Source organism: Nocardia altamirensis NBRC 108246, assembly GCF_001612685.1.
GTDB lineage: Bacteria > Actinomycetota > Actinomycetes > Mycobacteriales > Mycobacteriaceae > Nocardia > Nocardia altamirensis.
The window spans coordinates 1-22,453 of sequence record NZ_BDAY01000055.1 but is presented as its reverse complement, the minus strand read 5'-3'; the positions used below and the strand labels follow the sequence as shown (position 1 = coordinate 22,453).

Sequence of the window (22,453 nt, the reverse complement as noted above, 5' to 3'; positions counted from 1 at the left end):
GGCAACGAACGGATCTAAGGATTCCCATTGACCACTCCGAATCAGCCGAATGACGAGCGGCACCAGACGAACGGCGTGACCGAGCGGATCGCACCGTCACCGATTCCGCCGCGGCCGATCCCTCGGCCGGTTGCCTCGGCAGAGAACGGCCAGCCGGGCGGCGGGCAGCCACATGGCGGCCAGCCGAACGGCGGCCAACCGGGTGGTGATCGGTCCGGTCAGCAAGGCCAGCAGGGTGGCGACCGATCCGGCCAACAAGGCGGCCAGCCTGCAGGCGGCCCGCCGGGGCAGCCGCACGAAATGCAAGGCAAGCAAGGCGATTTCGCGGGGAAACAGGGTGGGCAGAACCAGGCGCCCGGGCCCGAATTCGATCAGGAGACGGTCCGGATGAACAACAGCGATTCCGGAGCCGCCGATTCCGGTGGCAACGGTGGTGGCCAACCGCAAACCCAAGACGGTTGGTCGCAGCTCCCGCAGCGGGAGCCGCAGTCCAACCTGTACCGGCCCGGCCAGGCGCCGGTCACCGGACGCCCAAGCGGCTCCGGTGGGGGTGGCCTCGGCGGTGGCGTCACCAACGCGCGCACCACCGCGGACCTCGCGGCCAAGGCGGCCCGCAAAGAAGCGGCGATGGTGAAGTCCGTCGGCATCGACGGACCAACCCGCAGCATCGCGCGGCCCGAACTGATCAAAGACATGCCCGACCTGTCGGAGATCCGCCACCCGCTGCCGCCGTCCATCGAATCCACCGGTCCGCAGACACCGATCTCACCCGCGGTGCCGGTCGCGGTCGCCGCATCCGTCGCCACCGGCGAACCGCTGCGGGCCACCGTGCAGATCCGTCGGATCGACCCCTGGTCCACCCTGAAGATCTCGCTGGTCATCAGCGTCGCCATGTTCTTCGTCTGGATGCTCGCGGTCGGCCTGCTCTACATCGTGCTCGAAGGCATGGGCGTGTGGGAGCGGTTGAACAACACGTTCACCGACATGGTGTCCCAAGACAGCGGATCGGTCGGTCTCGTCGACGCAGGCACCGTCTTCGGCTACGCAGGCGTCATCGGGCTGATCAACGTGGTGCTGTTCACCGCGCTCGGCACCGTCGGCACCTTCATCTACAACCAGTGCTGTGATCTGGTCGGCGGCATCCAAGTGACACTCGCCGATCCCGACTAGACAACTAGACCCAGACGGCCGGTATCGACTCCATTGAGAGACGATGCCGGCCGTTTCGGTTATCTGGACGGCGTCTGCCCCTCCCGCCCTCTACCAGCCGTTTTGGAGGTAGTGCGCCCGGTCGGGTAATCTCTAGCCTCGGCTCAAGTGCTTCGGTGCGAGAGTCGCACGGGCCTATAGCTCAGGCGGTTAGAGCGCTTCGCTGATAACGAAGAGGTCGGAGGTTCAAGTCCTCCTAGGCCCACTCCCGAACACGACAGTAGGGTGGGAACCATGAAGTTTCTAATCACGGTAGGCGCCGTGGTCGCGGTTCTCATTGGTATCTCCAAGCTGCGCCAGCGCAACGACGCGGACCTGTGGCACGAGGTCACCACCCGCTGAACTCGGGGCCTTAGCTCAATTGGCAGAGCACTGCCTTTGCAAGGCAGGGGTTAGGGGTTCGATTCCCCTAGGCTCCACGCTTGGTGGCTCATGCTCATGGAGAGCATGAGCCACTTTCGCGTTTCGCGTGTTTTGTGGGGGCGCAGCCCCCACGCCCCGCCCGGCGGGGCTTCGCCCCCCGGTCCCCCCAGTTGGTGGTTGGGTTTTCTTGGATGTGGTCATCCAATGTGGGCCGTATACGTCGTTGGTCGTATAGAGCGGATGGTTTGACCGAATCTCCACGGCTGGTCTGACCGAATACCTGTCACTGGCCGGGCTGAGTACTCGTCGCTGGTTGCCCTTTGGGGTCTGCCAACTCAGTTTGGGCTGTGTGCAGGTCTGATCGTTTACAAAGCCGCCGACCTTGCTGAATCTCTGCTGCTGGCCTGACGAATCACGACCGCATGCCGGATTGAGTATCTGGTGGTCACGTCGTACTGGGGGTTTGCCAAGTCGGTGGTTGCGGGTTTTGGGGTTTGCCAGGTCAATTGGGGTGTCGACGGGTGGGCTGTGCGCGAGGTTGCTGCTGCACCGTCGGGATCCGGTGCTGGTTGTGTGAATGGTTTGTGGAGATGGGCTGAGGCGCAAGTGGTTTGGCGGAGACTTGCGGGGTGAATGAGACTTGGGCGGCGTGGGGCGGGGTCGTGGTTTTCGCGATTGCCGCGATGCCGGTGGGTGGGATGGTGGCGTGGTGGCTTGCGCGGGGGCGTGGGTGGCGGGTGGCGGTGTGTGAGGTGGGGATGGTGGTGGGGACTGTGCCGTGGTTGTGGATGATCTTGACGCCGAAGGGGAGTGGGCGTTCGGTGAATTTCCTGCTGTTGCGTGATCTGACCGAGCAGGCGGGTGGTAGTCGGGTGATCGAGCAGTTCGGGGGGAATCTGCTGGTTTTTGCGGCGCTCGGGGCGCTGTTGCCGGTGCGGTGGGCGTGGTTCGGGCAGTCGTATCGGGTGCTGCTGGTGGCGGGTGGTGCGTCGATTGTGGTGGAGGCAGCGCAGTTCGGGCTGGCGATCGGGCGGCACTCGTCGGTCGATGATGTGCTGTTGAATGCGTTCGGCGCGTGCCTGGCTGCGCAGTTCTCCCGCCGGTGGTGGGTTGCTGATGCCGGTCGGGTGGATTCGGGTCGCGATCACGTGATTATTCATCGGTAGTACTTGCCGGCGGGCCATCTTCCGGGCCCGGCGCGCTAGCGGGTGATGGCGGCGGACTGGAGTTGGGTGAGGGTGCTCGGGTCGGGCCAGTGGCGGACCTCGTAGCGGCGCGGTGTCATGCCGGGAATCGGTGTGAGGCCGGTGATTTCGGCGACGGTGGCGAAGGGGGCCTCGAAAAGGGTTTCCATCTCGTTGTTTTCGTCGGTGCGGCAGAAGAGGATGCGGTCAGCTTCCGGGAGCAGATACTCGACGCCTTCGCCCCAGATGGTGAGGGTGAAAGGGCCGGTGTCGTCCTGGGCGAACATGACCGAACCGATGAAGGCGGGGTCGAGGTCGTCGTGGTGGTCGAAGGCCAGGTCGTCGTCGAGATCGTCGTTCAGTGCGGTGGATTGGGCGTCGTATTCGGTGACGGCCAAACCGCATCGGGCGCGTTGCACGAAGGGGAGGTGCCGGTGGTGCGGGGACTGATCGAGCGGGATGACGGCGCCATGGTCGTCGATCGTGTAGCCCTGCGGGGAGATCGGGCGGACGGCGTCGCGGTATTGCCGCTCGACCAGTGCGAAGAAGGGGCCGAGATCGCCGGTGTCGGGGGTGATCAGCAAGGTGTCGACGTCGGGAAGGAAGGCGATCGGGCGGTGCTCGCCGTCGCCGGTGCCTGCCAGCCAGCCGGGGATCAGCGGCCATGAGGTGCAGTAGCCGTCGCCGTTGTCGGCGAAACGGAGGATGCCCGATTGCTTGATGCCACGGGAACCGACCATGGCCGTGAGGTTTTCGTGTGCCGCGGCGAACACGTCGTCGGCGGTGACGCCCCAGCGGTCGAGGGTCGCGGTGGAGACGATCGCGCGGGAGTTGGGCAGGTCGACCGCGACCAGTTCGTGCAGGAACGGCAGCGTGGGGCGGGCGATCACCTGCATGTTCTCGTCCGGAGTGTGCTGCCCAAAAGTGCTCGGCCGCATAATCGGTCGCAGCGCGGATCGCACCTGTGGCCAGGAATCCGGTTCGTCCATGTCCTGTACCGCACCGAGGAAACGGGCGATCCGTTCCTCGCGTTCGTCGCCGGGGAGATCGGCGATTTCTCGAAAGATGTTGCCCAGGTAGATATGTCCGTCCGGCAGCAGGATCCGGAATTCGTCGGGATCGTAGGTCGCTTGCGCGCCGAGATCCCGCATGCGTTGCACAATGAGTGCCGCGAACTGGTCGGCATCGCCCCCGAAATTCTCCACGCGGTCACCGTAACCGCGACAAACGACGGTCGCAGTGGGAAGAGCTTCGGATCAGCTGGGCGACAGCGGTCCGTGCCGGTCGAGATGGAGATAGGTGTAGCCGGTCACCACCAGGCAGACGACGGTGGCGGTGATGAGCATCGCCCAGCCTGCGACGAGCATGCTCAGCAAACCACCGAGCAGAGCGCCGAACGCGAAACTCGCATACTGCAGAAAGTAGCCGAGCCAATCCGCGTAATCGCCACCGCTGATGTGGCGTTCGATGCCCTGGGCCAATTTCACCAGCGTTCCGGTGACGTAGCTCAGCGGCACCGACACCTCGCCGTCCTTCACGAACGAGGTGTTGAGCGCGCCGACACCGAAGGCAACGAACAGGATCGGCACGAAGTCGATCCTGGCGGCGTCGTCGCCTTGGAAGCGGATGATGTCGATGATCGAGGCCATGGCCAAGCTGAAAGTGGTGAGCAGCGTGGGCCCGTGCGGGTGCCCGGACCAATAGTGCCTGCGGCACCAGGAGGCGACGAACACACCGGAGAGGAAGGCCGCCAGCAGCCCCGTCGCCGCGACTGCGGTGTCCGGCTGCTGGTGAAAATGCCCGAGGATGGCGCGCTCGGTGTTTCCGGTCATGAAGGTGACGAAGTAGCCAGAGGTGTGCATGAAGGCGGCGGCGCCGATCAGGCCTGCCAATCCCGCCAGCACCCATGACAGTCTCGCCTCATTGTCGAAAAGCGCCTTCTTGCGCGCTTCGTCCGATTTCGGCACAGGTCAGGCTCCTTTCGAGATGTATCCCACTCCACAGTGTTACCGCTCGCCGGTGGAATGCGCACGCGAAGCGCCGTGGGTTGCCGGATGGTCACCAGCGAGCGCGTGACTGATTGAGTGGGTTCCGGTTCGGGTGTTCGACCGGTATCCGCGCGGTAACCGAGTGACTTGAAAGTGCCGTCTTCCGTGGTCACCTCCAGTAACGCATGATGATGTCAGTTACTAGAAGTAACCATGGAGCGAGTTGTGGACGGCCGTGAGAACGACCGTCGGTGCGGAGGCTGTTGTGACAAGTGGCACGCAAGAAACGAGGGTGGCGGCATGACGAGCAAGGTCCCGGCGTTCGCCGACCTCGAGGCGGAGTTCGACCAGTACGTCGGTCGGATCGGCTACGCAACCATTGTGACCGTCGATCGGCGGAATCGACCACGCACGCGAGTGCTGATTCCGATCTGGGAGAAGGTCGACGGCCAGCCGCTCGGCTGGCTGGCGACCTACAAGACGCCGGTCAAAGCGGCACATCTCGCGGGGAACCCGCACGTCAACTTCTCCTACTGGGCCCCGGGCAACAACTCGGTGGCGGTGGACGCGACGGCAGAGTGGGTCGACACACACGAGGTCAGGCAGCGGGTGTGGCAGCTGTATCGACAGACCAGCCCGCCGGGCGCCGGGTACGACCTAGGTCAGTTCTGGCTGTCGCCGCGGGACCCGACACTGCAGATCATGCGGCTGGACCCGTGGCGGATTCAGGTGATTCGCGGCATGGACCTGCGCAGCCGGATCTGGCAGGCGCCGCAGGCGGCCGAGCGAGTCGCAGGCTGACGCCGCACCGCGCGCCTCGCCGCCGGTTACCGTGCAGGGGTGGACTCCGTGCTCGATTTCCTGCTGACCGAACCGCTCGCCGCGACGCCCCTCGACGATGTCGCGGCCGCCTGGATTCGACATCGAGTGGCCGCGAACCGATTCGACAAGCCGGTCGATGTCGCGATCGCGGGCGGGTTCGGCGCGGATCGACTCGGTTACGCCTTTCTGTCGGGATACCAGGAGGCGTTGCGCACGCTGATCCCCGATCTCGCCGCTGACGAGCTGGTCGCGTTGTGCGCGACCGAGGCGGGCGGCGGGCATCCGTCGGCGATCATGACGACGCTCACCGAAGAGCAGGGCACACCTCAGCTGAACGGCACCAAATCCTTTGCCACGCTGGGCATGATGGCGCACCGGCTGGTGGTGATCGCCAGTGTCGGCGTGGCCGAGGACGGCCGGAACTGGTTGCGCGCCACCATGGTCGACGCCCGCGACCCCGGCGTGCGCGTGACGAGCCTGCCTGCGACCCCGTTCGCCCCGGAGATCCCGCACGCCACGGTCACGCTGACAGCTGTTGCGGCGCAGGTGTTGCCGGGCGACGGCTACCTGGACTATCTCAAACCGTTCCGCACGATCGAGGACATTCACGTGCTCGCGGCCGGTCTCGGTTGGCTGGTCCGGGTGGCACGGGAGTCGGGCTGGTCCGCGCAGGTGCTCGAACAGCTGCTCACGGTGGTCGCGGCGGTGCGCGGGCTCGACATCGATGCGCCGGGTTCTCCTGGCGTGCACATCGCGTTGGGCGGCGCGTTCGCGGCGTTCGGCGGGCTGCTGACGGAGCTGGATTCCCTGTGGGGATCGGTGGATTCGACCACAAGGCAACGCTGGGAGCGGGATCGGCCGTTGCTCGCGATAGCCGGGCAGGTGCGGGAGCAGCGGCTGGCTACAGCGTGGCGAACGGTGCGAGCCGACCAGATTCAGGCCGACTGACCTGGTCCAGAAATGGGGAGCGGGCCTCGGCGAAGGGGGGGAGTTAGCCGAGGCCCGCGTAAGGTCGGCCCGGGGGGGAGGGGCCGACGTGAATGATCCTACGCGATGATCCGCGATTGTGTGCGCGTGGGGAGCGCCACTTTTCGAAGTTTTTTTGGGTGTGCTTACTTTCCGGCAATCCGCCCTCGTTTCGGGTCGGAGACACCCCCTCAGGGAGCACTGATCGATGGTGGCCTGGTGTTAGCCAAAACGGCTGTTGCGCAGGCCGATACCGAGTTTGCGGCGCTGCGGTGCGCACTGTTGATCGGCAGAACATGCCGACCGGTCGCAGTGTGTCGAGCATCGCTGTCTGTTATGGGTGATTGGCGGTCCCGGCGGCGTCGAAAACGCGGCGCGTGTCGCGTGGATCGGTGTGTCCTTGCCGCGGAAATCTGTCGTACCTCGGTGCGAACATGTGTTCGTGCGCACACCGGCCACTCGCAGCGGCCGAGCGATCAACTCGCTCGGCCCCTTTCGGCTCGATCCGTGCCTGGGGCGAGTACCGCGTTGGTTCGATTCGGGTAGTCCGCTACGCACGACTCGGCGGGGGTGCGCGCGGGAGTATCTAATCGGTCGCACCTCGACCGGGCACCCCCGAGCACCGCCTGGATCGAGGTGCGACCTTTGTGTGGGCGCCCAGGCGACCCACGCCAACTTGGGGGTGGCTTTGCTTCGAAAACTATGTACATTGTAGAGAGAAGAGCCCGTTCGGCGCCGATGGCGACATGCCACACTGCGCCAAAATCGGGGATATGGAATAAATCGGATGAAACTTGTCGGAGGGTCCGGCAATACTGACTCGAGTATCGCCAGCATCCCGATTGCGCGAATTGGTCGGCGCCAACCACGGTGTCGCACAAATACATCCCATGAAAACTGACGAACTTCAGGAGAATCATGCCCGACGCAATAGTCGCCGAGGGTCTGGTCAAACGATATGGCCCGACAGTGGCCCTCGATGGACTCGACCTCACGGTCCCCGAGGGGACCGTCACCGCACTACTCGGCCCCAACGGCGCAGGTAAAACCACTACGGTCCGGGTGCTGAGCACCTTGTTGGTGCCCGACGCCGGTCGCGCGACTGTCGCAGGAATCGACGTGCTTCGTGATCCGCGCACCCTGCGGTCACGCATCGGTGCGTCCGGTCAATACGCCGCTGTCGACGAATATTTGACCGGCTTCGAGAATTTGGAAATGGTGGGGCGGCTCTATCACATGGGCGTGCAACGCAGTAAGGCGCGCGCCCGTGAGCTACTGGAACGCTTCCGGCTCAGCGATGCCGCCGACCGGCCGGTCAAAGGGTATTCCGGCGGTATGCGCAGGCGGCTCGACCTGGCGGGCGCGCTGGTGGCGAACCCGCCGGTGCTGTTCCTCGACGAGCCGACCACCGGTCTGGATCCCCGCGCCCGCCTCGACCTCTGGGACGTCATCGAGGAACTGGTCGCCGGCGGCACCACCCTGCTGCTCACCACCCAATACATGGACGAGGCCGACCGGCTCGCCGACTCGATCGCGGTGATCGACCACGGCAAGGTCATCGCGCGCGGCACCGCCGACGAGCTCAAGACGCTGGTCGGCGGCGATCGGATCGAGCTCACAGTCGACAACGCCGACAACCTCGCGACGGCAGCGCAGGCGCTGAAAGGCTTGGCAGACGGCGAGATTCACATCGAGCAGGGATTGCGCCGCATCACCGTCCCCGTCGCGGACGGATCCCAGGCGCTGGTCTCCGCGATCGGCAAGCTTGCCGAGCACGACGTGAAGATCCACGACGTCGGCTTGCGCAGGCCCTCCCTCGACGACGTCTTCCTCACCCTGACCGGCCATGAGGCGGAGGAACTCATCAACGGAAACGGCCACACGCCGGCCGACAAGCTCGCAGCAGTGGAAGGAAAGACCCGATGACCGCGACGATTCCGGTAATCGACCGGCCCTCGATCGTCGAGCGACTCTCGATGGTGGTCAGCGACAGCCTGACCATCCTCAAGCGCGGGGTCATCAAGATCAAGCGCGTGCCCGATGTGCTGATCTTCTCGACGCTGTCGCCGATCATGTTCGTGCTGCTGTTCGCCTACATCTTCGGTGCGGCGATCGACATGCCCGGCGGCTACCGGGAGTTCCTGATCGCGGGCATCTTCGCGCAGACGGTGGTGTTCGGCGCGACCTTCACCGGCGCGGCACTGGCCGAGGACATGCAGAAGGGCATCATCGACCGGTTCCGGTCGCTGCCGATGGCGCCGTCCGCGGTGCTGATCGGCCGGACGCTCAGCGATGTGGTGATCAACGTGGTCAGCCTGACGGTGATGTCGCTGACGGGCCTGGTCGTCGGCTGGCGGATTCGCGGATCGTTCCTCGACGCGGTGCTCGCCTACGCACTGCTGTTGCTGTTCGCCTACGCGCTGTCCTGGGTGATGGCCTATGTCGGCCTGCTGGTGCGGGCCCCTGAGGTCTTCAACAACGCGAGCTTCATGGTGATCTTCCCGCTGACCTTCATCGGCAACACCTTCGTGCCGAGCGAGAAGCTGCCGACGGTGCTGCGGGTGATCGCGGAGTGGAATCCCGTCTCCGCGGTCACCCAGGCGACGCGCGATCTGTTCGGCAACACCAATGCCCTTGCGCCGCCGCCCACTGCGTGGCCGCTGCAGCATCCCGAGCTGGCCACGGTGATCTGGATGGTGCTGATCATGGTGGTGTTCGTGCCGCTGGCGGTCCGGCAGTACAAGAAGACCGTCAGCCGCTGATCACCAGGTCAGCGACTGTTCTCCGCGCCGGCTCCCGCTACCGGGGTCGGCGCGGAGCCGTTGCGGGAGTACCCGATCCGCGGCGGCGCCGGGGCGGGCGCAGGCGGCTGCGGGCGCTTGCTTCGCACCAGCCAGGCCACGCCACCCGCCAATACGACGACGACCGCGATCGCGAGCCGGTTACGGATGGGTGCGGATACGTGTAGAGGCCCCAGGGTCATTGGCCCATGCTGGCACAACCCCGCAATTCATGCAGCAGGCCCAGTTCAGCGCCGCGTCGCGCCGTCGACTCCGACGGGGACGAGAGTCGGTGCGACAAGAGGTGACAGCGCGGCCGGTCCGGGGGTGGTGCCGGAGTTGCGAGGCGGCGGGACCGTAGCATTGCGGGCGTGACCTCACCGAATCAGACCGCTGTGGCAACGCTCCACACGAATCGCGGCGACATCAAGATCTCGCTCTTCGGTAACCACGCTCCCAAGACGGTCCGGAATTTCATCGGCCTCGCCGATGGTTCGGCGCCCTACACCACCGCGAATGCCAGCGGCGGCAGCACGGGCCCGTTCTACGACGGCGCCATCTTCCACCGGGTGATGGACGGTTTCATGATCCAAGGCGGTGACCCGACCGGCACCGGGCGCGGCGGACCAGGCTACGAATTCGGCGACGAATTCCATCCTGAGCTGCGCTTCGATCGCGGCTACCTGCTGGCGATGGCCAACGCGGGACCTGGCACCAACGGGTCACAGTTCTTCATCACCGTCGGCCCGCAGCCGCACCTCAACCGCAAGCACAGCATCTTCGGCGAGGTCGTCGATCCGGAGTCCCGCAAGGTCGTCGACGCCATTGCCACGACACCGACGGACCGCAACGATCATCCTCTTGACCCCGTCGAAATCACCAAGATCACGATCGAATGAGGTTATGACCGCTCAGCCGCCCGCACCGTCGTGCGTCCGTCACCCCACTCGTCCGACCGGTTTGGCGTGCACGCGCTGCGGACGGCCTGCCTGCCCGGAATGCCTGCGTCCGGCGGCGGTCGGCCAGCACTGCGTCGACTGCCTGCGGCAGGAACAGCGCGACGTCCGGCCGGTGCGCACCGTCGCCGGTGCGCAGGCCGGCCGCGCGCAGCCGTACGTCACTTACGCGTTGATCGTGATCAACGTGGCGGTCTTCGCGATTACCGCGGCGCAGGCCCAGAGCGTGGTGGACAACCAGACCGCCGCGCTGTTCGGGCGCTGGGTGCTGTTTCCGCCGTATGTCGCCGATGGTCAGTGGTGGCGAGTGATCGGCTCGGGCTTCCTGCACTTCGGCCCGATTCATCTGCTGCTCAACATGTTCGCGTTGTACGTGATCGGCAGGGACACCGAGCTGGTGCTCGGCCGACTGCGGTACCTCGCGGTCTATCTCGTGTCGATGCTCGGCGGTGCGGCGGCCGTCATGGTGTTCTCGCAGGACAGCGCCACCGCGGGCGCCTCGGGTGCGGTGTACGGCCTGTTCGGTGCGATCACCGTCATCCTGATCCGGTTGCGGCAGAACCCGAATCAGATGCTGATCCTGATCGCCATCAACGTGTTCATCAGCTTCTCACTGCCGGGCATCTCGCTGTGGGGACACCTGGGTGGGCTGGCCGCGGGCACGCTCGCGACGCTGGGCATCCTGTTCCTGCCCACCTGGTTGCGCGCGAAATCCCAAGAGGCGGCGCGCCTCATCGGCTGGATCTCGGTCGGAGTCGTCGCGCTGGCATCCTGCGCGATGATCGGTGCGACCGCGATGTCCCTGGCCTGATCGACCCTTCGTGGTTCGGCTCCACGTGAAACACGCCGAACTACGAAGGCAGTCGGCCGACTAGTACCCGCCCCGAATCACGAAGGCGGTCTACTGAACTAGGGCCCCGGCCAGGAACTTCGGCACGTCTCTCGACGGCAAGGACCTAGCGGGTGGTGTCGCCGGACAGCCGCAGGGACTTGACCAGCTCCTCGTACACGTCGTCGGGGCGAGCGCCGAGATCCCAACGGCCGAAGATCATCAGGCGTTCGGTGCCGTTGCGATCGACGTCGATCTCGAGCATCGGATTCTTGCGCCCGAGGCGGCGATAGCTCACCACCCGTGCCCGGATGATCTGCTCGCGGGTGTACTCGTCGGGGCCGAGCAGGGTCCGCACGACCAGTCGCGGCTCGGGCCCCGCGGTGACGGACAGCCGGGGCCGCTGCCGGAAGCCGAGTCCGGCCAGCGCCAACAGCCCGACCGCGGCCAACCCGACGAGCAGCCTGCTCGCGGCGTCGGCGGCGAAGACGGCCGCACCGGCGAGGACGACGCCGCCGACGGTGACCGCGATGAGCGCGGGCGTCGGCGTGGTCCAGGCCAGGCGCGGGTCGGGAACGCGGGGGTGGAGATCGGGAGAATCAGGTGTCACGCGTCACTTTCCCCAATCGCTCCTCGAGTTGTCCACAGATTCATCCACAGGTGTGTATGAATGACACGTCTGTAACCCATATGTGGGGGCAGCGTCACTCACCGCAACCCAGATGTGGTGTCAGCGCCACCTCATGGTCATGATCAGACCGACGACCATGAGGCCGAATCCGATCAGGAAGTTCCAGGCGTTCAGATCGCTCATCCAGGTGATGTGATCGGCGGCCAGGTAGTAGACAAGCAGCCACGCCAATCCGGCGAGCATGAAGCCGAGCATGATGGCGACGTACCAGACCGGCGAGGGCCCAGCTTTCACCTTCACCGGAATCCGGCTGGCGGGGTTGATCGTATAGTCGGTCTTCTTACGGACCTTCGACTTGGGCATGTCGTCCTCGTGTTCGGCGTGCAGGTCGGTACCGGCGGGGCAGGCCGAGTCTCGGTGGTGCCGAGCTCGCTCGCCGGGTGGGCGAGGCTCTGGGATCGCAGCCGACCGAGTCGGCGGGGTGGGTGCGGCTGGCGCCCTCCGGTGTGCCTCTAGGCTATCCCAACTGGTAATGGATGCGACGCGGCACCGTACGGGCACGTAATCTCTGATCATGCGTGTTCTGGTCGTCGACAATTACGACAGCTTCGTGTTCAACCTGGTGCAGTACCTGGGTCAACTGGGCGCCGAGGCCGTGGTCTGGCGCAATGACGACGCGAACCTGGCCGACCTGGACGCCGTCGTCGCCGATTTCGACGGCATTCTGATCAGCCCTGGTCCCGGTACGCCGGATCGCGCGGGCGTCAGCATCGACCTGGTGCGCGCCTGCGCGAAGCATTCCGTGCCGCTGCTCGGCGTGTGCCTCGGCCACCAGGCGATCGGCGAGGCCTTCGGCGCCACGGTGACCCGCGCGCCGGAACTGTTGCACGGCAAGGCCAGCTCGGTGTTCCACATCGGCGCCGGGGTGCTGGCCGGCCTGCCCGACCCGTTCACCGCGACCCGCTATCACTCGCTCACCGTCCTCGAGGACACCCTGCCCGACGAGATCGAGGTGCTCGGCCGCACCGAGAGCGGCATCGTGATGGCGATGCGGCACCGGACGCTGCCGATTCACGGCGTGCAGTTCCATCCCGAATCCGTCCTTACCCAGGGCGGGCATCGGATGCTCGCGAACTGGCTCGGTGTCTGCGGCGAACGTCCGGGCGAGGGCCTGGTGGAGATGTTGGAGGCGGAGGTCGCCGCGCTGGTGCTGCAGTGATCAGCGGCGAGGCGCGGCGGTGAGCGAGCGTCAGCGAGTGAACCGAGGACACAGCGCGCCCTCGGACACGACGGAGCTGAGCGCCGGCGAGGCGGAGTCGTGACCCGTCCGCATGTGCTGCTGTCGGTGGCAATGAGCGTCGACGGCTACATCGACGACGCGAGCTCCGAACGGTTGCGGTTGTCGGATGCCGCCGATTTCGATCGGGTCGATCAGGTGCGCGCGGATTCCGACGCGATCCTGATCGGCGCCGAAACCCTGCGCCGTGACAACCCTCGGCTGCTCGTCGACAGCGCCGATCGCCGAGCGGCACGGATCGCGGCGGGCAAACCCGAGTACCCGCTGAAGATCACCGTCACGGCAAGTGGTGACCTCGACCCGACCCTGCGGTTCTGGCACCACGGCGGCGCGAAACTCGTGTACACCACCGACGCGGGCGCGACCCGCCTCGCCGATACCCTGTCCGGCCTCGCTGACGTCGTCCCGCTCGGCACCGATCTCGACTTCGCCGTTCTCCTCGACGATCTCGGCCGCCGTGGCATCGGTCGGCTGATGGTCGAGGGCGGCACCCGCATTCATACTGCGTTCCTCGCCGCCGACTTGGCCGACGAAATTCACCTGGCCGTCGCCCCGCTCCTGGTCGGTGATTCGAACGCCCCCCGATTCCTCGACCCTGCCTCGTATCCCGGTGCCCCGCACCGCAGGATGCACCTCGCGGACGTCACCCAGGTCGGCGACATCGCGGTCCTGCGCTACCTCCCGAAAGCGATACACCCGTAGTCGGCGGTCGCCGACGCGTTTCGCTGAGTTTGCTTGTGCGGACTCGGTATTGGGTGCCGGGTGCGTAGGCGCCGCCACCGGCAGGAAAAGTTGCACGCCTCGACGAGCCGGTCTGCACACGCTCGACGGCCGCCGGGATGGGGTGCGCGGTTCCGGAGCCGCACCGTGATGCGTCACGTACTGGGAGACGTTGCTGCTTGTTGCGAAATCGAGTGGGCCTGCGGTGATATCAGTCGGTGTGGTCTGATTCGACGCAACTATTCGCAACTGTCGACGCACGCCCCCAACTTCCGATTCGAGCAACAACTCGCAACTTCGACAGCGGCAAACGCGCCGCGCCACAACCGGCGGAGGCGCCGGCGGAGCGCAACAAGGTTGCGGATTGTTGCGAGCCGAGGCCGGATGCTTCGGATTCGCTTGCTGCCGTCGAGTTCGGCCTGCAGACCCCCCAGTGGAAGGATGGACGAAGGTGCGCCAAGACGATTCGGAGGCGGTCGGTTGAGTGCTGAGCAGGACGTGACGTTCATGCGGCGAGCGATCGAGCTGGCTCGGAAATGTCCGCCGAGCGAAACGGCGTTCTCGGTCGGCGCGGTTCTCGTGGTCGACGGGGTGGAGATCGCCACCGGGTTCTCGCGCGAGACCGACGCGAAGGTGCACGCCGAAGAGTCCGCGCTGAACAAACTCGATCCGGACGATCCTCGACTGGCCACGGCGACGATCTACAGCACGCTGGAGCCGTGTTCGCAGCGGGCCACCGCGTCGCGACCGCCGTGTACCGACCGGATCCTGCGCGCGGGGATTCCCAGGGTCGTGGTGGCCTGGCGCGAGCCTGCGACCTTTGTGACCAACTGCGTCGGCGTGGAGAAGTTGCGGCAGCACGGCGTCGAGGTGCTCGAGCTGCCCGAGCTGGCGGCCGAGGCGATGTCGATGAACCGCCACCTGGATCTCGGCTAGCGGCTGTGCACATTCCGCCTCCGGTAACGCGACCGGTCGGTACCATCTAGTCAGCTCATCTCGCACAGCACCGAGGTAAACCCGGACACGGGCCACTTACCCACGACGTCACCGCCGGCCGCCGACACCATGTCTCGGCACCCGAGCCCGGTTCGAAGACGCGGCGGAAGAGAGGAAGCGCTATGACGACCGCCAGGGACATCATGAAGCCCGGTGGGACGTGGATCTCCAAGGACGAGACCGTCGGGAAGGCCGCGCGCGTGATGGCCGAGCTCGGCGTCGGATCGCTGGTCATCGCCGACGACAACGATCGGATGTGCGGCATCATCACCGACCGCGACATCGTGGTGAAATGCATTGCCCAGGGCCGTTCCCCGGCCACCACCAGGGCCGCCGAACTCTGCGCGTCGACGCCGCGCTGGATCGACGCCGACGCCGATATCGAGGAGGTCCTCGATCAGATGGAAAGCCACCGGATCAAGCGCATGCCGGTGATCGAGAAGAAGCGGCTGGTCGGCATGATCAGCGAGGCCGACCTGGCCAGGCACCTCGACGACAATCAGCTCGGCGAGTTCGTGACGGCGGTCTACGGGCGGCCGTAAACCTGCACAACCCGGAAACGAAAAAGCAGCGCGGACTTCGACTGTGTCCGCGCTGCTTGCTGTTTCGACCGATCAGCCGAATACCCCGACGGTGATCGACACGGTGCCGTTGCGCGCCACCGCCGATCCGGACGACGGCTGCTGGCTCAGCACCCGGCCGACGGCGCCGGGGTCGAGGGTGCCCTGACTGGACTGGTTGATCTGGCTCACCGTGCCGGTCCAGCCTTCCGCGCGCAGCTTGTCCACGGCCTGCGAGACCGTGAGCCCGACCAGCGACGGCATCTTGATCTGGTCGTTGGACACCTGCACGGTGACCGTCGAGCCCTTCTCGGCATTGTTGCCACCGGCAGGCGAGGTGGACAGCACCTCACCCTTGGGCTTGGACGACGGGACTTCCTGGACAACGACTTTGAAGCCGTTGCCCTCGATGTTGGCCGATGCGACATCGAGGGACTGCCCGACGACGTAGGGAACGCGGACCGGCTCCGGACCCGAACCGATCGTCAGGATGACCTCAGAGTCGATGTCGACCTTGGAACCCGGCGGCGGATTCTGCTCGGTGACCTTGTCTTTATCAGACGCGAGCGACGGCTTGCGTTCCACCGTCGGATTCACCCGGAGCCCGATCCCCGCGAGCTGCTGGGCGGCTTCGTCCTGGGTCAATGCGATCAGCTTCGGCACCGGCACCTGCGTCGGCCCGGTGGACACCATCATGGTGATGGTGTCCTTCTTCTCGGCCCGCGAGCCGCCGAGCGGCGAGGTGGCGATGACGTAGCCGGTCTGAATCTTGTTGTCCGGCTTCTGCTGGATGGCGACATTGAAGCCGAGTTGCTGCAGCTGCTCGGTCGCCTGCTGGGCGGGCTTGCCCGACAGGTCGGGCACAGCGATCTGATCCGCCTTGCTGCCGGGACCGAACACCCAGAACAGGGCGAAGGCCACCGCGACGGCGGCGGCTGCAGCGACGGCGATGTAGAGCGTGCGCCGTGGGCCCGCGGGTTCCACCATGGCCTGTTCGGAGGTGTCGTCGTTGCGATCGACGGTGCGGTAGCTGCGCGGCGCAGGCTCGTTCGAGCCGAGGATGGTGGTGCGATCCTCGTCGGTCATCACCATCGGGGCGATGGGCTTCTGCCCGCCGAGCACCCGGATCAGGTCGGCCCGCATCTCGGCCGCGCTCTGGTACCGGTTGGCCGGGTTCTTGCTCATCGCCTTGAGGATCACCGAGTCGAGCTCGCGCGGTACCCCCGGATGCACGTGCGAGGGCAGCCGCGGATCCTCCCGCACATGCTGGTAGGCCACCGCGACCGGCGAGTCACCGGTGAAAGGCGGCTCACCGGTGAGGATTTCGAACAGCACGCAGCCGACCGAGTAGACGTCGGAGCGGGCGTCGACGGTCTCGCCGCGTGCCTGTTCCGGCGAAAGGTATTGAGCGGTGCCGATAACTGCGGCCGTCTGTGTCATCGGGTTGGAGCTGTCGGCGATCGCACGGGCGATGCCGAAGTCCATCACCTTCACCGCGCCTGCCCGGTTGATCATGATGTTGGCCGGCTTCATGTCGCGGTGCACGATCCCGGCCTTGTGGCTGAAATCCAGTGCGGCGCAGACATCCGCGATGACTTCCATGGCGCGCCGCGGCGGCAGCGGACCCTGGCCGCGCACGATATCGCGCAGGGTGTCGCCGTCGACGTACTCCATCACGATGTACGGCAGCGGGCCGTCGTCGACCTTGGCCTCGCCGGTGTCGTAGACCGCGACGATGGCCGGATGGTTCAGCGCGGCGGCGTTCTGTGCCTCGCGCTTGAACCGCAGGTAGAAGGTGGGGTCACGGGCCAGGTCGGCACGAAGCACCTTGATCGCCACGTCTCGGCTGAGCCGGAGGTCGCGCGCTTTGTGCACCTCCGACATCCCGCCGAACCCGATGATCTCGCCCAGCTCGTAGCGGGACGAGAGATTCTTCGGGGTCGTCATTGTTGTCCTTGCGAATCAGAGTCGGGCTCGCGGGAAGACTCGGGGGCTCGGGCACCGTTGAGCCCCGGAAACGGCTTGTCCACTGTAGGAACAATGGGCTTGGACCGGGTGCTCGGTGTCGTTGTTGTCGGTTTTGTCTTGGTCGGTGTGGACGTGGCTGTGGTCGGTTCCGGCGTTGTCGTCGTCGGTTCCGGCGTTGTGGTGGTCGGTTCCGGAGTGGTTGTCGTCGGCTCCGGGATGGTGGTTCGTTCGACCGTAGTCGGCGGTGGCGGCGGCGGAAGCGGTTTCGCGGTCGTCGTGGTCGTCACCGGAGGCGGCGGCGGTTTCGGCACCGTTGTCGATGTCGTCGGCGGCGGCGTCGACTTGTTCGGATTGGTGTTGCCGCCGAATAACAAGTACCCGACGGTGGCAACGAGCAGCACGCCTGCGGCGACGCCTGCGGCCGTCCACTTCTGCGCGCTGGTGAACCGCTTGCCATCACCCGGCGGCACCGGGTTGCCGCCGGAATTCAGCATTGTCGCGGGCGCGACCGGATGGCCTGCGGTGCCGACGGCCTGCCCGGCCGGCGTGTTGTAGCGGACCGTCGCGCCGTCGAAATCTGTAGGGGTAGACGGAATGACGACCGTCGGCCCCGGCGGAAGCACCCGGGTGGCGCCGGTCATCGACACCGCGGCATTGGCTCCGCTCGGCGGCGGCGGCCTGCGGCCTGCGCGCACCGCGGCGACGGCATCGGCGAACTCGCCGCCGCGCGAATACCGCCCTGCCGGGTCCTTGCCCATGGTGACTTCGATCAGCTCACGCACATTCGCGGGCAGATCGCCCGGCATCGGCGGCGGCGTCTCGCGCACATGCTTCATCGCGACGGTGATCGCACCGTCGCCGCTGAACGGCCTGGTCCCGGCAAGCGCCTCGTAGCCGACAACGCCGAGCGAGTACACGTCGCTCGCGGCGGTGGCGTCCTCGCCGACCGCCTGCTCGGGCGCGATGTACTGGGCGGTGCCCATCACCATGCCGGTCTTGGTCACCGGCGAGGCGTCAACGGCCTTGGCGATGCCGAAGTCGGTGATCTTCACCTGTCCGGTCGGCGTCACCAAGATGTTGCCCGGCTTGACGTCGCGATGCACCACACCGGCCCGATGGGCCACATCGAGCGCGCGGCCGGTCTGCTCGAGCAGGTCGAGGCCCTGCCCGACCGAGAGCCTGCCGAGCCGGTTCAGCACCGTGTTCAGCGGCTCGCCCTGGACCAGTTCCATGACCAGGTAGGCAGTTTCACTGCCTTGCGGGTCGGTGGTCTCGCCGTAGTCGTAGATCCCGGCGATGCCGGGGTGGTTCAGCTGGGCGGTGGTCTTGGCCTCGGTGCGGAACCGATGCCGGAACGTCGGGTCGGCGGAGAACTCCGCCTTGAGCACCTTGACCGCCACCCGGCGATCGAGCCGAGTGTCCAGCGCCTCCCAGACCTGGCCCATGCCGCCGGTGGCGATCAGGCGTTGCAGGCGGTAGCGGTCGGCGATCATCGCACCGTTGTTCAGCATCCCCGTACCCTCACTCGCACATCCATATCGTTCAGCCCCCTCGCAGACCGGCGTCCAACACCGCACGCGCCACCGGCGCCGCCACTGCGCCGCCGGTGGCATTCAGCCGGTCCCCGCCGTTCTCCACGACCACCGCGATGGCGATCTTCGGATTCTGAGCGGGCGCAAAGGCGATGTACCAGGCGTGCGGTGGGGTTTTGCGTGGATCGCTGCCATGCTCGGCGGTGCCGGTCTTGGACGCGATCTGATAGCGGGACTTGCCACCTCCGAGGGTGTTGTTCTCCGACGCGATCATCAAATTTGTCAGCGATGACGCTACCTGGACGGTGACGGCTTGGCCGACCGAGACCGGTTTGGTCTTGGAGAGTTCACTGAGGTCGGGCCCCTGCAGTTGGTCGACCAGATAGGGCTCCATCCGGACGCCGCCGTTGGCGACGGTCGCCGCGATCACCGCGTTGTCCAGCGGGGTGAGCGCCACGTCACGCTGGCCGATGCTGCTCTGCGCCACCGCTGCGTTGTCGGACATGGTGCCGACCGTGCTCTCGGCGACCGGGATCGGGATGCCGCGCTTCTCGCCGATGCCGAAGGCCTGTGCCTGGTACTTGAGATTCGCGGCGCCCACCTTGACACCGAGTTCGGCGAACGCGGTGTTGCAGGACAGCCGGAACGCGTCGTACAGCGAGGCGGTCGGGCCGCCGCCGCAGTTCTGGCCGTTGTAGTTCTCCAGGGTGGTGTTCGTGCCTGGCAGCGTGATGTTCGGCGCCGCGGTGAACTGATCCTCCGGCGTCGCGACGTTGTTCGACAGCGCGGCAGCGGTGGTGATCACCTTGAAGGTGGAGCCGGGCGGATAGGTCTGCGAGACAGCGCGATTGAGCATCGGCTGGCGTTCGTCCGCGCTCAGCTCTTCCCACGCCTTGGTGCCGCTCGCGCCGTCGTGCCCGGACAGCTTGTTCGGGTCGTAGCTCGGCGTGGACACCATCGTGAGGATCTTGCCGGTGCTCGGCTCGATCGCGACCACCGATCCGGTGTAGCCCTTGCTGGTCAGCTGGTCGTAGGCGACCTGCTGCATGGCCGGGTCCAGGGTGGTGATGACGTTGCCGCCGCGCGGATCGCGGCCCGAAACCATGTCGACGAGGCGCGACCCGAACAGGTGGCTGTCGGAGCCGTTGAGCACCGAATCCTCGGCACGTTCGAGTCCGGTGCTGCCGTACTGCATCGAGTAGAAGCCGGTGGCGGGCGCGTAGGCCTCGGGGCTGCTCGGGTAGGTGCGCAGGTACTTGTACCGGTCCTCGGTGGCGACCGAGGAGGCGAGCACCGTGCCGCCCGCGGAGATCTGGCCGCGCTGGCGCGAGTACTCGTCGAGCAGCACCCGGGAGTTGCGCGGATCGGAGCGATAGTCGTCGGCCTTGATCACCTGGACGTAGGTGGCGTTGAGCAGCAATGCGACGATCATCAGCATCACGGCCATCGCGACGCGGCGTAGCGGAGTGTTCATGTCGCAGGCCCCTTTTCCGCTCGACCGGCCTCGGGCTTGCGCAGCAGCTCGGTCGTCGCGTCGGCGATGGGGGCGGCGGGGACATTCTTGCGGGCGGGCGCAGGCGCGCGGGCCGCGTCGGAGACCTTGATCAGGAGCCCGAGCAGCGCGTAGTTGGCCAGCAGCGACGAGCCGCCGTAGGACATGAAGGGCGTGGTGAGACCGGTGAGCGGGATCAGTTTGGTGACGCCGCCGACGACGACGAACAGCTGGATCGCGAGGGTGAAGGCCAGTCCGGCCGCCAGCAGCTTGCCGAAGCTGTCGCGCACGGCGAGCGCGGTGCGCAGGCCGCGCACGATGAGCACCAGGAACAGCACGAGCACGGCGGTGAGCCCGATCAGGCCGAGCTCCTCACCGATCGAGGTGATGATGAAGTCGGTCTTGGCGAAGGGCACCTGGTTGGGCCTGCCGCTGCCGAGGCCGGTGCCTGCCAGCCCGCCGGTGGCGAGCCCGAACAGCGACTGGGAGATCTGGTAGCCGGTGTTGTTGTAGTCGTCGAACGGATGCAGCCAGGTCTCGGTGCGCACCTTCACGTGACTGAAAGTCTGGTAGGCGAAGAAGAATCCGAGGGTGAGCAGCGCGCCGCCGATGACGAGCCAGCCGACCCGCTCGGTCGCGATGTACAGCATCACCAGCACCGTGCTGAAGATCAGCAGCGAGGTGCCGAGGTCCTTCTCGAAGACGAGCACGCCGACGCAGACGATCCAGACCACCACGATGGGGCCGAGGTCGCGGCCGCGCGGGAACTCCATGCCGAGGAAGTGGCGGCCGGCGGCGGTGAACAGATCACGCTTGGCCACCAGCACCGAGGCGAAGAAGATGATCAGCAGGATCTTCGCGAATTCGGCGGGCTGGATGCTGAATCCGGTGATCTTGATCCAGTTCTTGGAGCCGTTGATCTCGGAGAACCGGCTCGGCAGCAGCGCAGGCGTGGCCAGCGCGACCAGGCCGACCAAGCCGAGGGTGTAGCTGTAGCGGGCCAGCGTCCGATAGTCGCGCAACGCGATGAGCAGCACGATGAACACCACCATGCCGAGGCCGGTCCACAGGATCTGCTGGTTCGCGTCGGGCGACGGCATCGGCCACGAGTTGTAGGCCGCGGTCTGCTCGTCGGCCAGATCGAGCCGGTGGATCAGCACCAGCCCGAGTCCGTTGAGCAGCGCGACAATCGGCAACAGCAGCGGATCGGCGAACGGCGCGAAACGACGCACCGCGAGATGAGCCACCCCGAACAACCCGAGAAAAGCCAAGCCGTACTTGGCAATATCCCAGGTGACCGACTGCTCCTGACTGGCCTCGACCAGAAACAAGGAGGCAGTCGTGATCACCGCCGCACCGGCAAGAAGCAACAGCTCGACATTGCGTCTGGTGCTCGGCGGCGGCGCCGGAGCGAAGCCGCCGGGAGGACTGGGAAAAGCCCCAGCGGCAGGCGGTGCCGGTGCGGACATCAGTCCGTCACCCGGCAGTTCTCCCCCGCGATCTGGGGGTTCGACGACGTGGTCGGCGGCGGAACCGGTGACTCCGACTTGGTCGGTGGCTTGATCTCGGTGCCACGGGTGTCGATGCCACCCGGCGTCGGCGACGCCGCCGGTGGCGCCGGGTCACCGGTCGGCGGAGTTGCCGTGCTCGGGGTCGGCACCGGCGCAGGCTCGGGGGTCGGCACGACACCCGGCTGTGGCACCGAAGCCTTCGCCGGGCACGGCGGCAGCAGCTCGCCCTGCGCGATGGAGCGCATCTGCTCCTTGGCCCGATCCAACGAGCCGGGCGGCAAACCCTTGCCGACCTGTTCGCGGCCGGTCTGCTTGAGATCGGTCACCTTGAGTTCGCGGCAGGACGACGGCAGGTCGGCGCCGGGATCGACCAGCGACAGCTCGCCGGACTTGGTGACACAGCCGACGAGGTTCACATCGTGGATCGAGTAGCCGAGCACCGCACCGGGTAGGCCGCGCAACACGACAACGGAGCCGTTGTCGGCGCCGACGTAGTAGTTGCTACGAATCATCTTGTAGCCGACCAGCAGACCGACGCCGACAGCGAGCACCAGCGCGACCGCGAGGACCACCCAGCGCAGCTTGTGGGACTTGCCCTTGGCTTCCGGCTCAGGGGTAGCGGCGGCGCGGCGCGGCGCGGCCCTCGGCG

General features: G+C 66.4%; 22 protein-coding genes, 2 tRNA genes and 1 pseudogene. 15 read left to right on the top strand and 10 right to left on the bottom strand.

What is annotated here, in order from left to right; translation table 11 throughout:
* Positions 1 to 27 precede the first annotated feature (27 nt).
* The 5 genes from NA11_RS27625 to NA11_RS27610 all read left to right on the top strand — a co-directional run bounded on the left by NA11_RS27625 (position 28) and on the right by NA11_RS27610 (position 2,738).
* Positions 28 to 1,170 (top strand): DUF3566 domain-containing protein, encoded by a 1,143-nt coding sequence (locus tag NA11_RS27625; protein WP_069164941.1) that lies wholly within the window; start codon positions 28 to 30, stop codon positions 1,168 to 1,170.
* 170 nt (positions 1,171 to 1,340) lie between these two features.
* Positions 1,341 to 1,414 (top strand) — tRNA-Ile (locus NA11_RS27620).
* A gap of 29 nt (positions 1,415 to 1,443) precedes the next feature.
* Positions 1,444 to 1,551 carry a DLW-39 family protein gene (locus NA11_RS46400; protein WP_218023389.1) on the top strand — a complete coding sequence of 36 codons (108 nt, stop codon included), beginning with the start codon at positions 1,444 to 1,446 and terminating at the stop codon, positions 1,549 to 1,551.
* A 4-nt stretch (positions 1,552 to 1,555) separates the two neighbouring features.
* Positions 1,556 to 1,628, top strand: a tRNA-Ala gene (locus NA11_RS27615).
* A gap of 573 nt (positions 1,629 to 2,201) precedes the next feature.
* Positions 2,202 to 2,738 (top strand): VanZ family protein, encoded by a 537-nt coding sequence (locus NA11_RS27610; RefSeq protein ID WP_069164940.1) that lies wholly within the window; start codon positions 2,202 to 2,204, stop codon positions 2,736 to 2,738.
* Positions 2,739 to 2,773: 35 nt separating this feature from the next.
* On the opposite strand, the gene NA11_RS27605 is transcribed toward NA11_RS27610, so the two are convergent.
* Together NA11_RS27605 and NA11_RS27600 are read right to left on the bottom strand one after the other, a co-directional pair.
* The gene (locus tag NA11_RS27605; protein ID WP_069164939.1) at positions 2,774 to 3,961 is read right to left on the bottom strand and encodes a DUF1444 domain-containing protein; all 1,188 of its coding nucleotides are present in this window, start codon (positions 3,959 to 3,961) and stop codon (positions 2,774 to 2,776) included.
* 51 nt (positions 3,962 to 4,012) lie between these two features.
* Positions 4,013 to 4,723 carry a YoaK family protein gene (locus NA11_RS27600; protein ID WP_069164938.1) on the bottom strand — a complete coding sequence of 237 codons (711 nt, stop codon included), beginning with the start codon at positions 4,721 to 4,723 and terminating at the stop codon, positions 4,013 to 4,015.
* A gap of 321 nt (positions 4,724 to 5,044) precedes the next feature.
* On the opposite strand from NA11_RS27600, the gene NA11_RS27595 reads away from it, so the two are divergent.
* The 4 genes from NA11_RS27595 to NA11_RS27580 all read left to right on the top strand — a co-directional run bounded on the left by NA11_RS27595 (position 5,045) and on the right by NA11_RS27580 (position 9,294).
* Positions 5,045 to 5,545: a pyridoxamine 5'-phosphate oxidase family protein gene (locus NA11_RS27595; protein ID WP_069164937.1), complete on the top strand. Its 501-nt coding sequence runs from the start codon at positions 5,045 to 5,047 to the stop codon at positions 5,543 to 5,545.
* A 39-nt stretch (positions 5,546 to 5,584) separates the two neighbouring features.
* A complete protein-coding gene (locus tag NA11_RS27590; RefSeq protein ID WP_069164936.1) occupies positions 5,585 to 6,514 on the top strand; it encodes an acyl-CoA dehydrogenase family protein in 930 nt (309 codons plus the stop codon).
* 936 nt (positions 6,515 to 7,450) lie between these two features.
* A complete protein-coding gene (locus tag NA11_RS27585; protein ID WP_069164935.1) occupies positions 7,451 to 8,458 on the top strand; it encodes an ATP-binding cassette domain-containing protein in 1,008 nt (335 codons plus the stop codon).
* Positions 8,455 to 9,294 (top strand): ABC transporter permease, encoded by an 840-nt coding sequence (locus tag NA11_RS27580; protein WP_069164934.1) that lies wholly within the window; start codon positions 8,455 to 8,457, stop codon positions 9,292 to 9,294. Before NA11_RS27585 ends, NA11_RS27580 begins: the two co-directional genes overlap by 4 nt.
* Positions 9,295 to 9,302: 8 nt before the next feature.
* Here NA11_RS27580 and NA11_RS44170 read toward each other — a convergent pair whose 3' ends face one another.
* Positions 9,303 to 9,515 (bottom strand): hypothetical protein, encoded by a 213-nt coding sequence (locus NA11_RS44170; RefSeq protein ID WP_084655118.1) that lies wholly within the window; start codon positions 9,513 to 9,515, stop codon positions 9,303 to 9,305.
* A gap of 168 nt (positions 9,516 to 9,683) precedes the next feature.
* Between NA11_RS44170 and NA11_RS27575 the strand changes: the two genes are divergently transcribed.
* The gene (locus NA11_RS27575; protein ID WP_069164933.1) at positions 9,684 to 10,211 is read left to right on the top strand and encodes a peptidylprolyl isomerase; all 528 of its coding nucleotides are present in this window, start codon (positions 9,684 to 9,686) and stop codon (positions 10,209 to 10,211) included.
* A 4-nt stretch (positions 10,212 to 10,215) separates the two neighbouring features.
* On the top strand, positions 10,216 to 11,079 hold the full coding sequence (locus NA11_RS27570) for a rhomboid family intramembrane serine protease (RefSeq protein WP_069164932.1): 864 nt from the start codon (positions 10,216 to 10,218) through the stop codon (positions 11,077 to 11,079).
* 145 nt (positions 11,080 to 11,224) lie between these two features.
* On the opposite strand, the gene NA11_RS27565 is transcribed toward NA11_RS27570, so the two are convergent.
* Positions 11,225 to 11,707 (bottom strand): PH domain-containing protein, encoded by a 483-nt coding sequence (locus tag NA11_RS27565; RefSeq protein ID WP_069164931.1) that lies wholly within the window; start codon positions 11,705 to 11,707, stop codon positions 11,225 to 11,227.
* A 120-nt stretch (positions 11,708 to 11,827) separates the two neighbouring features.
* Positions 11,828 to 12,091, bottom strand: a complete 264-nt coding sequence (crgA, locus tag NA11_RS27560) for a cell division protein CrgA (RefSeq protein WP_069164930.1) — start codon at positions 12,089 to 12,091, stop codon at positions 11,828 to 11,830.
* 211 nt (positions 12,092 to 12,302) lie between these two features.
* Between crgA and NA11_RS27555 the strand changes: the two genes are divergently transcribed.
* The 4 genes from NA11_RS27555 (at position 12,303) to NA11_RS27540 (ending at position 15,283) form a co-directional block, all read left to right on the top strand.
* Positions 12,303 to 12,947, top strand: a complete 645-nt coding sequence (locus NA11_RS27555) for an aminodeoxychorismate/anthranilate synthase component II (protein ID WP_069164929.1) — start codon at positions 12,303 to 12,305, stop codon at positions 12,945 to 12,947.
* A 99-nt stretch (positions 12,948 to 13,046) separates the two neighbouring features.
* Positions 13,047 to 13,727, top strand: coding sequence for a RibD family protein (locus NA11_RS27550; RefSeq protein WP_084655117.1), 681 nt, complete (start codon positions 13,047 to 13,049; stop codon positions 13,725 to 13,727).
* 498 nt (positions 13,728 to 14,225) lie between these two features.
* Complete coding sequence (locus NA11_RS27545; RefSeq protein ID WP_245746211.1) at positions 14,226 to 14,681, top strand: deaminase; 456 nt, start codon at positions 14,226 to 14,228, stop codon at positions 14,679 to 14,681.
* A 182-nt stretch (positions 14,682 to 14,863) separates the two neighbouring features.
* The gene (locus NA11_RS27540) at positions 14,864 to 15,283 is read left to right on the top strand and encodes a CBS domain-containing protein (RefSeq protein WP_069164928.1); all 420 of its coding nucleotides are present in this window, start codon (positions 14,864 to 14,866) and stop codon (positions 15,281 to 15,283) included.
* 72 nt (positions 15,284 to 15,355) lie between these two features.
* Here the strand turns inward: NA11_RS27540 and pknB are convergent, their stop codons facing one another.
* From pknB to NA11_RS27515, 5 genes and pseudogenes are all read right to left on the bottom strand, one after another.
* The gene (gene pknB, locus NA11_RS27535) at positions 15,356 to 17,248 is read right to left on the bottom strand and encodes a Stk1 family PASTA domain-containing Ser/Thr kinase (protein ID WP_069164927.1); all 1,893 of its coding nucleotides are present in this window, start codon (positions 17,246 to 17,248) and stop codon (positions 15,356 to 15,358) included.
* Complete coding sequence (locus NA11_RS27530) at positions 17,245 to 18,780, bottom strand: protein kinase domain-containing protein (RefSeq protein WP_069164926.1); 1,536 nt, start codon at positions 18,778 to 18,780, stop codon at positions 17,245 to 17,247. The genes pknB and NA11_RS27530 overlap by 4 nt, the downstream gene beginning before the upstream one ends.
* Positions 18,781 to 18,811: 31 nt before the next feature.
* Complete coding sequence (locus tag NA11_RS27525; protein ID WP_069164925.1) at positions 18,812 to 20,275, bottom strand: peptidoglycan D,D-transpeptidase FtsI family protein; 1,464 nt, start codon at positions 20,273 to 20,275, stop codon at positions 18,812 to 18,814.
* On the bottom strand, positions 20,272 to 21,762 hold the full coding sequence (locus NA11_RS27520) for an FtsW/RodA/SpoVE family cell cycle protein (protein WP_069164924.1): 1,491 nt from the start codon (positions 21,760 to 21,762) through the stop codon (positions 20,272 to 20,274). The genes NA11_RS27525 and NA11_RS27520 overlap by 4 nt, the downstream gene beginning before the upstream one ends.
* Positions 21,762 to 22,453 (bottom strand): annotated as a pseudogene (locus tag NA11_RS27515) (serine/threonine protein phosphatase); the annotation flags it as partial. The gene NA11_RS27520 and the pseudogene NA11_RS27515, both read right to left, overlap by 1 nt.

What these genes read in the sequence shown, in the direction of transcription:
- NA11_RS46400 (WP_218023389.1), top strand. Translation starts at nt 1,444, where the DNA reads ATGAAGTTTCTAATCACGGTAGGCGCCGTGGTCGCGGTTCTCATTGGT.
- NA11_RS27595 (WP_069164937.1), top strand. Translation starts at nt 5,045, where the DNA reads ATGACGAGCAAGGTCCCGGCGTTCGCCGACCTCGAGGCGGAGTTCGAC.
- NA11_RS27585 (WP_069164935.1), top strand. Translation starts at nt 7,451, where the DNA reads ATGCCCGACGCAATAGTCGCCGAGGGTCTGGTCAAACGATATGGCCCG.
- NA11_RS27580 (WP_069164934.1), top strand. Translation starts at nt 8,455, where the DNA reads ATGACCGCGACGATTCCGGTAATCGACCGGCCCTCGATCGTCGAGCGA.
- NA11_RS44170 (WP_084655118.1), bottom strand. Translation starts at nt 9,515, where the DNA reads ATGACCCTGGGGCCTCTACACGTATCCGCACCCATCCGTAACCGGCTC.
- NA11_RS27570 (WP_069164932.1), top strand. Translation starts at nt 10,216, where the DNA reads ATGACCGCTCAGCCGCCCGCACCGTCGTGCGTCCGTCACCCCACTCGT.
- crgA (WP_069164930.1), bottom strand. Translation starts at nt 12,091, where the DNA reads ATGCCCAAGTCGAAGGTCCGTAAGAAGACCGACTATACGATCAACCCC.
- NA11_RS27555 (WP_069164929.1), top strand. Translation starts at nt 12,303, where the DNA reads ATGCGTGTTCTGGTCGTCGACAATTACGACAGCTTCGTGTTCAACCTG.
- NA11_RS27540 (WP_069164928.1), top strand. Translation starts at nt 14,864, where the DNA reads ATGACGACCGCCAGGGACATCATGAAGCCCGGTGGGACGTGGATCTCC.
- pknB (WP_069164927.1), bottom strand. Translation starts at nt 17,248, where the DNA reads ATGACGACCCCGAAGAATCTCTCGTCCCGCTACGAGCTGGGCGAGATC.
- NA11_RS27530 (WP_069164926.1), bottom strand. Translation starts at nt 18,780, where the DNA reads ATGCTGAACAACGGTGCGATGATCGCCGACCGCTACCGCCTGCAACGC.
- NA11_RS27525 (WP_069164925.1), bottom strand. Translation starts at nt 20,275, where the DNA reads ATGAACACTCCGCTACGCCGCGTCGCGATGGCCGTGATGCTGATGATC.
- NA11_RS27520 (WP_069164924.1), bottom strand. Translation starts at nt 21,762, where the DNA reads ATGTCCGCACCGGCACCGCCTGCCGCTGGGGCTTTTCCCAGTCCTCCC.